This window comes from Capillibacterium thermochitinicola, from assembly GCF_013664685.1.
GTDB classification, from domain to species: Bacteria; Bacillota; UBA4882; order UBA10575; family UBA10575; genus Capillibacterium; species Capillibacterium thermochitinicola.
Genome location: NZ_JAAKDE010000003.1, coordinates 52,133 through 65,738, shown reverse-complemented (window position 1 = coordinate 65,738; position 13,606 = coordinate 52,133). Strand labels below are relative to the sequence as shown.

Here is a 13,606-nt window from a genome sequence, read left to right as displayed (position 1 = left end):
CATTAGTTTTTAAAAAAGTTGTCCAATAACTTGTTCAAACTTTAGCGGATTTACTCGAGGATCGCGAGGACGTCGCTTTCCTTCAGCACCATGTATTCTTCGCCGTCCACCTTGACTTCGGTTCCGGCGTATTTGGCAAACAGGATTTTGTCGCCAACTTTCACTTCCATGGGGACTTTCTGGCCGTTATCCAGGGTCTTCCCAGAGCCGACCGCTAAGACTTCACCCATTTGCGGTTTTTCTTTCGCGGTGTCGGGGAGGACGATACCACTTTTGGTCTTCTCCTCACTCTCGAGAACTTTGATGACGATTCTTTCGCCTAACGGTTTGATTTTCATTTTCTCCCTCCTCAAAGCTTGTTTTTAGCTTGTTATTAGCACTCATTCAAGGTGAGTGCTAATCTAGGTTTAATTGTATTAACCAAACTTGGAAAATGCAAGAAGCATAATCGGCTTGTTTCGGTAAAAAAGCATAATTTGTACTGGTTAGTCAAAAATAGCGTTCCATTGCTCCATCAGGCACCCTAAAGGGCTAAATTTTGCCTAAAACTCCAAAGTACGCCTATATTTTACGATTACTTCCCCAAAAATATACAGAATTTAAACATTGGCCCGTATTATTAAGCATTATAAAGCTTTGCCCCAAAGATAAAAACAATGAAGAGGAACTTTACCTTGAGAACGCCCCCAAGGAGAGGAACGAGTTTTCTCGCCTTATTTCTGGGCGTTTTCAATTTGACCCGGAAAGGGGAAACCGCTATGATATTTGGTTGAGTCAATAAGCAGATTTTTTAAATAATGAAAGGAGACTTACGATGCAAGAGGAAAACATTCAAGCCCTCTTTATCATCATCGATGACCCGGAGAAACTGGAGCCGGTCTTGGAAGTCTTGCTGGAATGCGAAATCCGGGGCGCGACGATTATGGAGACCCAAGGAATGGCGAAGGTTCTCGCCACCCATATTCCTATTTTCTTTGGACTCCGGGATTTGGCCAACCGGGAACACCAACATAACCGAACCATCTTTGCCATCTCCAAACACCCGGAAAAGATCGCGCAGGCAATGGAAAAACTGTCCGCCATGTTTCATAACTTCGAAGAGGCCTGTACGGGGATGATGTTCGTCCTTCCGGTGACCAAAGCGGTTGGTTTGGGACGAAAATTACCGTAAACATTGCTTGATGATAATTCAGGGGAAGGGTGTTTTGGCAATGAATGTTATCTTATATTTAGGAATAATTTTAATCACCGGTCTTGTTGCTGGAAAAGTAGTTAACCATTTAAAACTACCGGCGGTCACCGGCTATCTCCTCATCGGTTTACTGCTCGGCCCGTCGGTTTTTAATATAATTTCTGAGGAAACGATTACTGTCTTAACGCCAATCAATTCGATTGCTTTAAGTATTATCGCCTTTTCCATCGGCGGCGCACTATCGCTGAATGAAATAAAGAAATGCGGGAAAAGCGTGATGGTCATTACTGTCACACAGGCAATGGGGGCGTATCTTTTTGTTGCCTTAACCCTGCATTGCCTCTTAGGAGTGGAACTCCATTCCGCTCTGCTATTCGGGGCCATTTCCACTGCGACCGCCCCGGCGGCCACCATTATGGTCCTCCGGGAATACAAGGCCAAGGGTCCTTTGACCAGCAATCTGTTGGCCGTTGTTGCGCTCGACGATGCCTTTTGTTTGATCGCCTTTGGCATCACCATGGCGTTGGCGAAAATCCTCGCCGGGAAAGTCAGCGGGGGAGTGGCGGCGATGATTGCGGCGCCCCTTTGGGAACTATTCGGCTCAATCATTTTAGGAATCGTTTTTGGAGTTGTTCTTTTGCTCTTGGCCACTCGGCTTAAGGAAAAACCGGATAAATTGGTCCTGGCGCTGGGAATGGTTTTCCTGCAGGCCGGTCTGGCGGAGGTCCTGCACCTTTCCGCTTTGCTCGCCGGGATGACCATGGGTTGTGTCGCGGTGAATCTCCTGCCCCACCAGGCGGAAAAGATGTTCCGGTTGGTCAGTACCGTGGATACTCCGATTTATGTCCTCTTTTTCGTTTTAGCCGGGGCCAATTTACATCTGGGCCTGTTGGCCAAGGTTGGTCTAGTTGGGGTTGCGTATATTGTCAGCCGGGTCCTTGGGAAGATCGGCGGCGCCACTTTCGGTGCGCTGATTAGTAACGCCCCGGCGGTCGTCCGCAAGTATTTGGGGTTGGGCCTGGTTCCCCAGGCCGGGGTGGCCATTGGCCTTACCTTGCTGGTCCAGCAGGGTATGCCCGAAATCGCCGGTATGGTCACCACCGTTATCCTGGGTTCGGTCGTGGTTTATGAGATCATCGGTCCGTTCTTTGCGAAACTAGCGATTGTGAAAGCCGGTGAAGCGCACATTGCCGGTAATTAACCATGATCTTTTAGCAAGTTTACCCCTTTACAAGCCGGTGTTTTTCGGTTATAATAAGTGATGCGATGCCGAAGTGGTGGAATTGGCAGACGCGCTGCGTTCAGGGCGCAGTGGGAGTACTCCCGTGCGGGTTCAAATCCCGCCTTCGGCACCAAAAAAGTTTTTTACCTCCGTTGAATGACGGAGGTTTATTTTTTAGTTCAAAAAAGAAAGGGATCGCAGATTAATATGGCGAAAGGCCGTTTTTAGGGCGGCCTTTTTTGGTATAAAAAACCTTTTGGTCTAAAGTTGGGGTTGAAAGGAACAATCTAGACAAAATGGCGTTTATTTGGGTGATACTGAAGAAACAGGGGTTTGGCTTGCCGACTCTGCTGGCAAACCTTGGGCACCCTACCTTTATAAAAAAACAGTGTTTTTGTCCCTTTTTTATTCGGCTTGAACATAGGAGGGAGAACGGTTGCGGAAGAACATAATCTATGCCATGCTCTTGGGGGCGCTGATGGCGCTGGTCATTTCCCCGCTGGTTCCGGCGGCAGCCACGCAGGAGTTAAGTTTGGCGGAAGCGCTGGCGCTGGGGTTGGAGGCGAACTACGGAATTAAAAAGGCCTGGCTTACTTGGGAAAACGCCCGTCTTAATTATGAGCGAAACAAAGTCACAAGTACACTGGCCGGTTCGCGTCACACCCAGTTACAACTGGAATTAAATCTGTTGCAGGCGGAAGATAATTACCGGCGGACCAAAAACCAAGCGCTGCTTCAGATTGCCCGGAAGTATTTGGAGGTGCTCCAAACCGAGCAGGAAATAACCTGGCGCCAGAAACGGCTGGCGTGGGAGACGCTGACCCTGGAGCAGCTCAAACAGCGGGTGGCCCAAGGGTATGAGACCCGTTTGGCCTTGATGCGACAAGAGAACGAGTACCACCGCGCCCGTCTCGAGTTGAAAAAGGCGGAAGACAGCTATGAACAGTTACGGCGCCAGTTGGCGAAGGAGATCGGCTGGCCGCCGGACGGACCCGTCTTCCGTTTGCAGCCGGTGGAAACAGCGCTGACCTGGGAATTAAGCGAAACTGACTGTCAAAACCGGGCCCGCGCAAGCAGCCTTAGTCTGCGGGCGGTGACGCTGGAAGTAGAGCTGGCCCAGATTGCGCTGGAACGGGCACAGCTTGGTTCGGTACCGGCGGTTGAGCTCCAAGAACTTAAGAACAATCTGCAGCTTGCCTTGCTCCGCCAGGAAGAAACTGCGTGGGAGCTGGAGAACTCCGTCCGTCAGCAGTACGCGGCTTTAAAGCAACTGACGGAGGATTTGGCGTTGAACCGGGTTCATTTGGCCGCGGTCCGGGCGAATTTCGAAAAGGTCCAAAAACAATATGAAGTGGGACTTTTGAAGGAAGTAGACCGCCTGGCGGCCGAGGCCGAACTTCTCCAGGCCGAGTACCAAATGTTTAGTGCCGTTACCAATTATCAGCTCAAAAAGTGGGAATTCCAACAAATGCTGGGTCTGGACCTGGAGGTGTAAACGACCATGAAAAAAGGTAAATCTTTGCGTGTTTTCTGCTTTTTCCTGTTGCTGGTTCTCCTGGTCCGGCCCGTTCAGGGGCAAGAGGCTGCGGAACCGGACAGTTTGGCTGCAGTGATCGCCTGGGGCCTCGAACATAGCCCGTCCCTGATCACGCTGCGGCAAGAGGTGGAGCAGATCCAGCGGGAACTGGCCACCATCGAAACGAGTCTACGCTGGCAACTGAACTTAGACGGAGGCTTAAGCCTGTCCGGAACAGGAGAGAAGGCGGAACCACTCTCCGGCCGTGAGGAAACGGAACAGGTACGGGCCGGAATTACCGGCCGTAAAGCCTTCCGGTTCGGGCTTGCTTTGGAACCGCAGTTAACTTTAAAGAAGGATTTAAACACTGCGGCCGAACCGGAGGTCGGCTTTTCCTTCTCCCTCAACCAACGGCTTTTTCCTTGGGTCCCCTCGGCGGAAGAGCAGAGGTACCTGCGAACCCTGATTAATTTACAAAAAGCGGAGGCGAATCTGGCTTGGCAAGCGACCAGGATGAAGATTGAGTGGCTGGAAGGTTACCTTAATTTATTGCGTCTGGCGGAACAACTGGCGGTGGCGGAAGCCGAGTACGGCTTTGCCGTTGATGAGCTGAGGTTAACCCGGGAGCGGGCGGCGATCGGGGAAGCCGGCGAGATGCAGCTGCTCAGCGCTCAAGTCGCTTTGAAACAGGCGGAATACAAACGAAAACAAGCCGCCAACCGCTATCATGAGGCCGAGCGCCAGTGGCGGCTGGCGCTGGGGTTGCCGGCGGATTACCAAGTGAAGTTGGAAGAGGACAATAGTTACCTCCGGCAACTGCGGGCGGAGGTGCAAACGCAACCTGTGACCGCGCAAGACCATGCGGCCTATTTACAACGGCTGGAAGCCACCCATCACCAACTGGCCGCGAAACGTTTGGACCGTGCCCAGTTGGAACAGGATTGGCGGTGGAAACAAGGGGAGTATTGGCCGCAGGTGAACGGGGGCGGAACTTACGATTCATCCCGGCAGAGCTGGACCCTTAACCTGAACCTCAATTATCGGTTGTGGGACGGGGGGATCCGGCGGCTGGAGCGGGAGATGTACGAAGCCCGGCTGGAAACGGCGGACCGGGAGGAAGAGAGTTTACGCGCCCAGTTGGACACCGAACTACGGAGTTTGCTGAACGAGGTCGACTTGGCCGAATTGCAGGTCGAGGAGAAGGAGCTGGCTTTGGCCAAAGTGCGCTTGGAAACGGAGGTTTACCGGCGACAACGGGAAGCCGGTTTTCTGACCGAAAAAGACTGGAACTTGAAGCTGCTGGAGGAGAAAAGCGCAGAAATCGGTTATAAAGCAGCGACGGATCAGGTCTTGTTGAGCAAGCTCCGGCTGTTCCATTTGGTTGGCATGCTTTAAGCGCAACAACCGTTCCAAGGAAGGGTTTAAATAGAGGGGGTTCACCGATGAAGAAGAGAAAAAAACGTTGGCTCCTACCGGTAATTCTGTTTTTAGTGGTTGGTTTAGTGATCGTCTTTGCGGTTCAGGGCCGCCGGGCCAAACTGACCGGAAGCGGACCATTAAACCAGGAAATTCCGCCAAACGCCGTAATGAAGGTGGAAAAGGGCGATTTCCAAAAGACGATTACGGCCAGTGGCTATTTATCGCCCCAGCAGAGTAAGGATTTGGTTTTCAGTGTGAGCGGGCGCGTGGTCACCGATTACCTCCAGGTCGGGCGGCAGGTGAAGAAAGACGAGGTTCTGGTGGAGCTTGATTCCACCCGGCAAGAACTGGATTACCTCCAGGCAAAACGGGCCTATGATTTGGCGCTGATTAACGGTTTGGAACGGGAGATTAAAGAGGCGGAGTTAAATCTGAAGCTCGCCGAGAAGAACTTGACCGCCACGAAGTTACGGGCACCCTTTGACGGGATCATCACCCGCGATCTGGTGGATGTCGGCGATTACGTGGGGACGAGCGAACAGAGTGTGGTCGGGACGATCATCGCGGATGGTCCCTATGAAATTGAAGTGAAGATTAGTGAGAACGAAAGTCCACAGGTGGTGGTCGGGCAGCGGGCCGTTATCAGGGTGGAGGCGATTCCGGACCGGCGGTTCGAAGGCCGGGTAAAAGAGGTTGCCCTGCAGGCGGTGAACGAGAACGGCGTGGTCTCCTTACCGGTTAAGATTGTGTTGACCGAAGAATCCCCTTTGCTGAAACCGGAGTATTCGGCCGAAGTGGAGATCATTGTTGAGGAGATCAAAGACCAGGTGATGGTGCCGATTACTGCGATTTTTAATAACCGTGGCCAGGAGCAGGTGATGAAGATCGTGAATAACCAACCGGTACCGACACCGGTGGTAACCGGCCCGAGCAACGGATTTTCGGTGGTGATCCGGGAAGGGCTCGCGCCCGGTGATGAGATCATGATAAATACCTACCAGTTCGCCGGGAACAACAACTCCAATCCGGGTCAGCGTCAACCGGGCCCGCGCGCGGGAATCTAATTCGGCAGGTGAGAAGATGTTAATTCGCGTGGATAATTTGCAGAAGATCTACCGGATGGGTCCGGTCCAGGTAGAAGCCTTGAAAGGCGTTTCCTTTCAGATAGAAGCCGGGGAGTTTGTGGCGATCATCGGGCCGTCGGGCTCCGGGAAATCAACGCTCATGCACATCCTGGGCTGCCTCGACCAGCCGACCGCCGGCCGTTACTACCTGGATGGGCAGGATGTGAGTACGGTTTCCGATAATGAACTGGCCGCGATTCGGAATAAAAAAATTGGTTTTGTTTTCCAACAGTTTAATCTCCTACCGAAAGCCACCATTTTGCAGAATGTTTGTGTTCCCTTGATCTACGGCGGGGTCCGGGGACGCCGCCGCCAGTTGAAGCTGGCGGAGGAGGCCTTGCGCCAGGTGGGGCTGGGCGAGCGCTTACACCACCGGCCCAACGAGATCTCCGGCGGACAAAAACAGCGGGTGGCGATCGCCCGCGCTTTAATCAACAACCCGTCCTTGATCTTGGCGGATGAACCCACGGGGAACCTGGACTCCAAGACCGGACAGGAGATTTTGGGCATCTTTCGCCAATTAAACCAGAATGGGCACACCATTATTATGGTCACCCATGACCCGGAGATTGCCAGACAAGCCCGCCGGGTGATCCAGATCCGGGACGGTCTGGTGCAGAAAGACGAGGTGATCGCATGATTCTCGCGATTTTACGGATGGCCTTTGACAGCTTGACCGTGAATAAACTCCGTTCTTTCCTCTCGATGCTGGGCATCATTATCGGAGTGGGCGCGGTGATCGCCATTGTTTCGGTGGGTTCCGGGGCCCGCTCGCAAGTGACCAACCAAATCTCCCAGTTGGGCTCCAATTTAATTACGATCAGCCCGGGGATCCGCCGGGGAAGCGGCGGCCGGATCAGCTTTACCGCCACGGACGTCTTCACCATGGAACTGGCCGAGCAGATCCTGCAAAACTGCCCTTCGGTGGGGCGGATCATGCCGAATGTGCAGACCTCCGGCCTGTTGATTGCTGGGAATGCCAACTACCAGACGCAGGTGGTCGGGGTCACCCCCGTTTATCAGCAGATTTACGACTTCTATCCGGCCCGGGGCCAGTTTATCACGGAAGCGCACGAGGCCAACGCCACCAATGTGATGGTCCTGGGTTCCGGTTTGGCGAAAGAGCTTTTCCCCAATACGGATCCTTTGGGGCAAACGGTTAAGTTGTTCGTCCGTAACCGGCATCTCCTATTTGTGGTGGTCGGCGTGATGGAGGAGAAGGGGACCGGCGCGTGGGGGAACATCGAAAACCAGGCCTTTATCCCCGCCTCGGTCTTAATGAAGAAGATCAACAACCGTAAATACGTCAACGGCTACACTGCCCAGGCGGTTTCGGCGGCGGCGGCGAAAGCGGCCGTGGGTGAGATTGAATACTTCCTCACCCGTTACCTGGGCGGGGCGGATAAGTTCCGGATAACCAGCCAGGAGCAGCTTTTGGAGACGATTAGCCAGGTGACGGGGACCTTAAGTCTGATGCTGGGCGGGATTGCCGGCATCTCTCTCCTGGTGGGCGGGATCGGGATTATGAATATCATGTTGGTTTCGGTGACGGAAAGAACCAGGGAGATTGGGATCCGGAAAGCCCTGGGGGCCAAAAGACGCCATATTCTGGCCCAATTCATCATTGAGGCGCTGACGATGAGCGGGCTTGGTGGTCTCCTCGGCATCGGCCTCGGCTGGTTGGGGGCGGCCGGGGTGGCGCGGATCGGCGGTTGGCCGCTGGTGGTCACCCATACCTCGGTCTTGGTGGCTTTCTCCTTTTCCCTACTGGTTGGGTTATTCTTCGGGATTTATCCGGCCCGGAAAGCTTCGAAACTGGATCCGGTCATTGCCCTAAGTTATGAGTAAAAGCGCAATGTGTTAGAGTAAAGCTGTAATGGGTTGCGCGAGTAAAGCCCAAAGCCTTCGTGTTTTTCATCAGGATGATGTGGGCGAACCGGAGAAAGCGGGAGGAGTTCGTAAAAAAAGAGCGCTGTGGTCGGCGCTCTTTTTTCATCGGCTTTCATCGGCAAAGTTTTCTTAAAACTGCCGCTTTTTCCTTCCCAACGGGGCTGACCTGTTGTATAATGAACGTTAATATCTGTGAGCAGGATTCTGCCGCCTTTTATGGAAGATCCTGAAGATACTCTGAAGGAAAAAGGAAGAAAATATAGTCCGAGGTGAAAAGGATGGATGTCATGGCGGCAATCCGTGGGCGGCGGAGCATCCGCAAGTACGAAAGCCGCCCTCTTGCGGAAGAAACCTTGAGGCAGGTCCTGGAAGCCGCCCGCCTTGCCCCTTCAGCCCGGAACCGGCAGGAGTGGCGGTTTGTGGTGGTGAGGGATCCGTCCCAGATCCGGCGGGTGACAGAGGCGGCCGGCCAGCCCTTTATCGGGACTGCACCGGTGATCATCGCCGGGGTCGCCCTCAACCCCGAACGGGTGATGCGGTGCGGAGTACCGACTTATGCGGTGGATTTGACGATTGCCTTGACCAATATGATGCTGGCGGCGACCGCCCTTGGTCTCGGCACCTGTTGGATCGGCTCTTTTGACCAGGAAGAGGTGAAAAGGGTCCTGGCCATCCCCGCCCACTATATGGTGGCGGGATTGGTGCCCCTTGGTTATCCGGCGGAGAATCCGGAGGCCAGGCCGCGGAAACAACTGTCGGAGATTGTTTCCTACGACTATTTTTAGTTTGTTTCAAATAAAACGTAAAACGCTAAGTACGAAACGGAAGAAGGACGGGGAAATAATTGGAGTATCTTAGTCTTTATCGCAAATGGCGGCCACTGAGTTTTACGGAAGGCTTTGTCGGCCAGGAGCATGTGGTCCGGACTTTACGCAATGCCCTGCTGTATAACAAGGTGGCCCACGCCTATCTGTTTACCGGCCCCCGCGGAACCGGGAAAACATCGGCGGCGAAGATCCTGGCGAAGGCGGTGAACTGCACCGGGCGGGGCGAAAGCCCTGATCCTTGCAACCAGTGTCCCAGTTGCCAGCGGATCAACGACGGGGTTTCGCTGGATGTGTTGGAGATCGACGGCGCGTCCAACCGCGGGATTGACGAGGTCCGGGATTTAAGGGAAAAAGTAAAGTTTGCGCCGGTGGAAGGGAAATTTAAGGTCTATATCATCGATGAGGTTCACATGCTAACGACCGAAGCCTTCAACGCGCTTTTGAAGACATTGGAGGAGCCGCCGCCGCATGTGATCTTTATCTTTGCCACGACCGAGAGCCATAAAGTGCCGGCAACCATTCTTTCCCGGTGCCAAAAGTTTGATTTTAAACGGTTGACGAGCCAGGAGATCAGCGCCCACTTGGCCCGGGTAGTGGCGGCTGAAGGACTGACCGCCGAGGAGGAAGCCCTCCGTTTGATTGGTCAGGTGACGGACGGGGGAATGCGTGACGCTATTGGCCTTTTGGAACAGGGCCTGGCTTACGCCGAAGGGAAGCTAACCGCCGCCGATGTGCGGGCCGTCCTTGGTTTGGTGGAGAACGAGACTTTGCTGGCTTTGGGCGAAGCCGTCGCGGCTGCCAATCCGGCGGCCGGCTTTCGTTTGATCCAAAAGGCCAGTGCCGAAGGGAAGGATCTGCCTCTTTTTGCGCGGCAGATCGCCGGTTTCTTCCGGGATCTTCTCCTTTTGCTGTGGACAGAGACCGCGGACGCTGTGCCCTTCAGTCCGGCGGAAAAAGAAACCGCCCGGACCATCGCCGATAAACTGGGGCAGGCGAAATTAAAGCGGGGGGTTGGCCTCTTTCTCGAGGCCGGTTCGGCGGCCCGCCGGGGGACGGAGGGGAGCCTGCCGTTGGAGATGGCTTTTTTGCGCCTGTTAACGGAGGAGGAAACCGCACCGGACTCTGCCCTTGACCAGCTTGCACAGAAGGTGGCGGCGTTGGAGCGAAGGTTGGCGCAGCTGGAGGCGGCGCTCGGCAACCGGCCGCCCGCGGCGCGGGGACTGGCCGCCAAAGCGACACCCGCCCCGGCGGTGACCAGAACAGCCCCCGCTCCTGCGGCGGACAAAGCGGCCTTCACGCCTTCGGCGACGAAGGGGTTGGCGGCGACGCCTGCTTCGGCCCCGGCGGCGCCCACCCCGGCGTCCGTTGAATTACAACCCTTTGACCGCTGGGAAGAGGTTTTAGAAGGGGTCAAGCAGCGGAAAAGGACCGTTGAAGCCTTACTCCGGGAAGGAACCCCCATCGGGCGGCGCGGCAATCAACTCTTGATCCGCTTTACCCTCGAATTTCATTGGGAGAAAATAAGGGAGGTGGAGTACACCCGCCTCGTGACCGAAGTTTTACAGGAAGTCACCGGCGAAAAGCTGATCCCCCAATTTATTCTGGGAGAAGCAGGAAATAACCAGGCGGAGGAGAATTCTCCAGATTTACTCCGCAAAACTTTGGAACTTTTCGGTGGGGAAGTCACCGAAATCAAAGAGGAGGACCGATGATGGCAAACATGCAACAGGCTTTAAAGCAGATCCAGAAGATGCAGGCGGAAATGCAACGGGTACAGGAGGAATTGGCGACAAAAACCGTCACGAAAACGGTGGGCGGTGGGGTGGTTGCCGTAGAGATCAGCGGGGCCCTTGAGGTCAAAAAAGTGACGATTGAACCGGAAGCGCTGGAGGATAAGGAGATGCTCGAAGACCTCCTGGTCGCTGCGGTGAACGAGGCGATCAAAGAAGCGCAGGAATTATCCGCGGCGGAAATGGCCAAAGTGACCGGTAATTTGAAGATTCCCGGTTTACCCGGTGGACTTTTCTAGCGGTTAGCGCGCGATGACTCACTATCCAAAACCAATGAGCCGGCTCATCAAAGAGCTGGCCAAATTACCGGGCATTGGGCCCAAAACCGCCCAACGTTTGGCCTTTCACCTGTTTGCGATGCCCCGGGATGAGGTGGTCGGACTGGCGACAGCGATGGTGGAAGCGAAGGAAAGCCTGAAGTACTGTGACGTCTGCGGCCATCTGACCGACGAATCTCCTTGCCAGGTCTGCCAAGACTCCACCCGCGATCGCCACTTGCTTTGTGTGGTGGAGGAACCAAAGGATGTGATTGCCCTCGAAAAAACCCGGGAGTTCAAAGGAGTCTACCATGTTCTCCATGGTGCGCTTTCTCCCCTGGAGGGAATTGGCCCCGAAGAACTGACCATTGCCCAACTGATGCAGCGCCTGCAGACCAGAGAGATTAACGAAGTGATCCTGGCTTGCGACCCTGATATGGAAGGGGAGGCCACCGCTTTATACCTGGCCAAGATCATCAAACCGTTGGGGATCAAGGTTACCCGTTTGGCGCGCGGGTTGCCGATCGGAGGCGACCTGGAGTATATCGATGAAGTGACCTTGGGGAAAGCAATCGAGGGCCGGCAAGAACTTTAATGCGATGCGGTCGAAATAACTTCCTACTGGATGCGCAAGCTCCTGTAGGAGTTTTTCTTACTTTTAAACCTTCGCCTGCGGGGGCCAACGGAAGGAGGAGTTTAAATGGAGAGTAGGAAAGAAACGAGAGGTTTATGGGGGATCGCGCAGTTAACTGTCCGTAGCCTGATCCTGGGGGCGGTCGGTTCAGCGGTCATTACCGCCAGTTCGATGTATATTGCCCTGCGGATGGGTGCTTTACCGTGGCCGACCATTTTTGTGGCCGTGCTTTCCATGACCGTCTTAAAGTTACTGGGCAACACGACTTTAAAGGAGATCAGTATTGCCCAGACGGCCATGTCGGCCGGGGCGATGGTGGCCGGCGGAATGGCCTTTACCCTGCCGGGGCTTTGGATGGTCGGCGCCTGGTCGGGACCGCAGGTTCTGGCCGAACACTGGTGGGAAGTTCTGACGATTGCGTTGGCCGGAATGATCCTCGGGGCTTTGTTGACGTGGTGGTTACGGCCGAAGTATATCGAACAGAGCACTTCACCGTATCCCATTGGGAAGGCGGCGGCGCAGACGTTGATCACCGGCGACCAGGGCGGAAAGAAATCACAGCTGTTATTCGGGGCGATGGGGTTTTCCGCCGTCTTTACCTATCTCCGTGACCGTCTGGGACTGATCCCGGCGGCCCTGTCTTCCCGCTGGTTTACCGCCCGGCAGATGGAGGTGGGGGTCATGATCTCCCCGATGGCTTTAGGGATCGGGTACTTGATTGGCCCCTTGGCGACGGGCGTATGGTTTCTGGGAGCGGTCCTCGCTTATCTCCTGATTGTTCCGGTTGGCCCGGCGGTTGGGCTTTTGGCTTCGCCTGCGGCGGCGGCCGCCTTCAAGAACACCCTTGGTTTGGGCCTGATGGTCGGGACGGGGGTCGGGATTGTGGTTGCCTTTCTCCTCAATTTGGTACAGAATTTATCTAAAAAAGGGAACGCCGCCCAAAGCGGCGGGCAAACGGAAAAGACGGCAGCCCCGGCCAAAGGGGGGATCGGCATCCGGACCTTACAGATCGGTGGTGTTCTGATCGCCTATGGCTTCAGCCTGGTGGCGGGCGTACCACCATTGGCCGCCGTCTTACTGGTCGGAGGCGTTTTTGTGGCGACGGCGATGGCGGCGACGATCACCGGTGAAACCGGGATTAACCCCATGGAGATCTTCGGCATCATTATTCTTTTGGCGATTCGGGCCATGATGCCGGTGTCGACGACCGCCGCGTTTCTGATCGCCGCCTGTGTGGCGATTGCCTGCGGGTATGCCGGTGATATCCTCAATGACTACAAGTCCGGGTTTATTCTAAAGACGAACCCGAAAGCCCAATTCGTCTCGGAGTTGGTGGGCGGACTGGTGGGGACGGTCGTGGCCACTGTGGCAATGTTTGCTTTGATCACCCGTTTCGGCGGGGTTGGCACCGAGTATCTACCGGCGCCGCAGGCCAAAGCTGTCACTCAGATGGTGCACGGACTTGGCGACCCGGTGGTCTTTGGGAGTGCGGTGGCCGTTGGCGCCCTTTTGTACCTGGCGCGGGTCCCCGCGATGACGCTGGGGATCGGGATGTACTTGCCCTTTGCCATATCCTTCACTGTTTTTCTCGGGGGGCTAACGCGGCTGGTTTATGAACGGGTAAAACCGGGGGCGACGACCAACGGTGAGGTGGTGGCTTCCGGCCTTTTCGGCGGGGAAGGTATCGTTGGCGTGACCATCGCTATCGTCAGCATGTTGACCGGAGCGTAGAGGA

At 55.0% G+C, this 13,606-nt stretch carries 14 protein-coding genes and 1 tRNA gene; 13 read left to right on the top strand and 2 right to left on the bottom strand.

The features are described 5' to 3' along the window. Positions 1-50 precede the first annotated feature (50 nt). Entirely contained in the window at positions 51-338 is a 288-nt protein-coding gene (gene groES, locus G5B42_RS01755; protein ID WP_181338731.1) for a co-chaperone GroES, read from the bottom strand. Between the two features lie 476 nt (positions 339-814). Between groES and G5B42_RS01750 the strand changes: the two genes are divergently transcribed. The 8 genes from G5B42_RS01750 to G5B42_RS01715 all read left to right on the top strand — a co-directional run bounded on the left by G5B42_RS01750 (position 815) and on the right by G5B42_RS01715 (position 8,321). Continuing rightward, entirely contained in the window at positions 815-1,171 is a 357-nt protein-coding gene (locus G5B42_RS01750) for a P-II family nitrogen regulator (protein ID WP_181338730.1), read from the top strand. A gap of 40 nt (positions 1,172-1,211) precedes the next feature. After that, positions 1,212-2,393, top strand: coding sequence for a cation:proton antiporter (locus tag G5B42_RS01745; RefSeq protein WP_181338729.1), 1,182 nt, complete (start codon positions 1,212-1,214; stop codon positions 2,391-2,393). A 67-nt stretch (positions 2,394-2,460) separates the two neighbouring features. After that, positions 2,461-2,547 (top strand) — tRNA-Leu (locus G5B42_RS01740). 303 nt (positions 2,548-2,850) lie between these two features. After that, positions 2,851-3,909, top strand: a complete 1,059-nt coding sequence (locus G5B42_RS01735; protein ID WP_181338728.1) for a TolC family protein — start codon at positions 2,851-2,853, stop codon at positions 3,907-3,909. A gap of 6 nt (positions 3,910-3,915) precedes the next feature. Continuing rightward, entirely contained in the window at positions 3,916-5,325 is a 1,410-nt protein-coding gene (locus tag G5B42_RS01730) for a TolC family protein (protein ID WP_181338727.1), read from the top strand. 47 nt (positions 5,326-5,372) lie between these two features. Beyond that, complete coding sequence (locus G5B42_RS01725) at positions 5,373-6,413, top strand: efflux RND transporter periplasmic adaptor subunit (protein WP_181338726.1); 1,041 nt, start codon at positions 5,373-5,375, stop codon at positions 6,411-6,413. A gap of 16 nt (positions 6,414-6,429) precedes the next feature. After that, positions 6,430-7,113: an ABC transporter ATP-binding protein gene (locus G5B42_RS01720; protein ID WP_181338725.1), complete on the top strand. Its 684-nt coding sequence runs from the start codon at positions 6,430-6,432 to the stop codon at positions 7,111-7,113. After that, positions 7,110-8,321, top strand: coding sequence for an ABC transporter permease (locus tag G5B42_RS01715; RefSeq protein ID WP_181338724.1), 1,212 nt, complete (start codon positions 7,110-7,112; stop codon positions 8,319-8,321). The genes G5B42_RS01720 and G5B42_RS01715 overlap by 4 nt, the downstream gene beginning before the upstream one ends. On the opposite strand, the gene G5B42_RS11755 is transcribed toward G5B42_RS01715, so the two are convergent. Continuing rightward, on the bottom strand, positions 8,312-8,479 hold the full coding sequence (locus G5B42_RS11755) for a hypothetical protein (RefSeq protein WP_231133142.1): 168 nt from the start codon (positions 8,477-8,479) through the stop codon (positions 8,312-8,314). The two genes, G5B42_RS01715 and G5B42_RS11755, sit on opposite strands and share 10 nt — an antisense overlap. A gap of 162 nt (positions 8,480-8,641) precedes the next feature. On the opposite strand from G5B42_RS11755, the gene G5B42_RS01710 reads away from it, so the two are divergent. From G5B42_RS01710 to G5B42_RS01690, 5 genes are all read left to right on the top strand, one after another. Beyond that, positions 8,642-9,148, top strand: coding sequence for a nitroreductase family protein (locus G5B42_RS01710; RefSeq protein ID WP_181338723.1), 507 nt, complete (start codon positions 8,642-8,644; stop codon positions 9,146-9,148). Positions 9,149-9,207: 59 nt separating this feature from the next. After that, positions 9,208-10,902 (top strand): DNA polymerase III subunit gamma/tau, encoded by a 1,695-nt coding sequence (gene dnaX, locus G5B42_RS01705; protein ID WP_181338722.1) that lies wholly within the window; start codon positions 9,208-9,210, stop codon positions 10,900-10,902. Next, entirely contained in the window at positions 10,899-11,219 is a 321-nt protein-coding gene (locus tag G5B42_RS01700; RefSeq protein ID WP_181338721.1) for a YbaB/EbfC family nucleoid-associated protein, read from the top strand. The genes dnaX and G5B42_RS01700 overlap by 4 nt, the downstream gene beginning before the upstream one ends. 13 nt (positions 11,220-11,232) lie before the next feature. Continuing rightward, positions 11,233-11,832, top strand: coding sequence for a recombination mediator RecR (gene recR, locus G5B42_RS01695; protein WP_181338720.1), 600 nt, complete (start codon positions 11,233-11,235; stop codon positions 11,830-11,832). A 105-nt stretch (positions 11,833-11,937) separates the two neighbouring features. Next, the gene (locus G5B42_RS01690) at positions 11,938-13,602 is read left to right on the top strand and encodes an OPT/YSL family transporter (RefSeq protein WP_181338719.1); all 1,665 of its coding nucleotides are present in this window, start codon (positions 11,938-11,940) and stop codon (positions 13,600-13,602) included. Positions 13,603-13,606 lie beyond the last annotated feature (4 nt).

Bases quoted from the DNA above. Each gene is read 5' to 3' on its own strand.
- groES (WP_181338731.1), bottom strand. From the start codon at position 338: ATGAAAATCAAACCGTTAGGCGAAAGAATCGTCATCAAAGTTCTCGAG.
- G5B42_RS01750 (WP_181338730.1), top strand. From the start codon at position 815: ATGCAAGAGGAAAACATTCAAGCCCTCTTTATCATCATCGATGACCCG.
- G5B42_RS01745 (WP_181338729.1), top strand. From the start codon at position 1,212: ATGAATGTTATCTTATATTTAGGAATAATTTTAATCACCGGTCTTGTT.
- G5B42_RS01730 (WP_181338727.1), top strand. From the start codon at position 3,916: ATGAAAAAAGGTAAATCTTTGCGTGTTTTCTGCTTTTTCCTGTTGCTG.
- G5B42_RS01725 (WP_181338726.1), top strand. From the start codon at position 5,373: ATGAAGAAGAGAAAAAAACGTTGGCTCCTACCGGTAATTCTGTTTTTA.
- G5B42_RS01720 (WP_181338725.1), top strand. From the start codon at position 6,430: ATGTTAATTCGCGTGGATAATTTGCAGAAGATCTACCGGATGGGTCCG.
- G5B42_RS01715 (WP_181338724.1), top strand. From the start codon at position 7,110: ATGATTCTCGCGATTTTACGGATGGCCTTTGACAGCTTGACCGTGAAT.
- G5B42_RS11755 (WP_231133142.1), bottom strand. From the start codon at position 8,479: ATGAAAGCCGATGAAAAAAGAGCGCCGACCACAGCGCTCTTTTTTTAC.
- G5B42_RS01710 (WP_181338723.1), top strand. From the start codon at position 8,642: ATGGATGTCATGGCGGCAATCCGTGGGCGGCGGAGCATCCGCAAGTAC.
- G5B42_RS01700 (WP_181338721.1), top strand. From the start codon at position 10,899: ATGATGGCAAACATGCAACAGGCTTTAAAGCAGATCCAGAAGATGCAG.
- recR (WP_181338720.1), top strand. From the start codon at position 11,233: ATGACTCACTATCCAAAACCAATGAGCCGGCTCATCAAAGAGCTGGCC.
- G5B42_RS01690 (WP_181338719.1), top strand. From the start codon at position 11,938: ATGGAGAGTAGGAAAGAAACGAGAGGTTTATGGGGGATCGCGCAGTTA.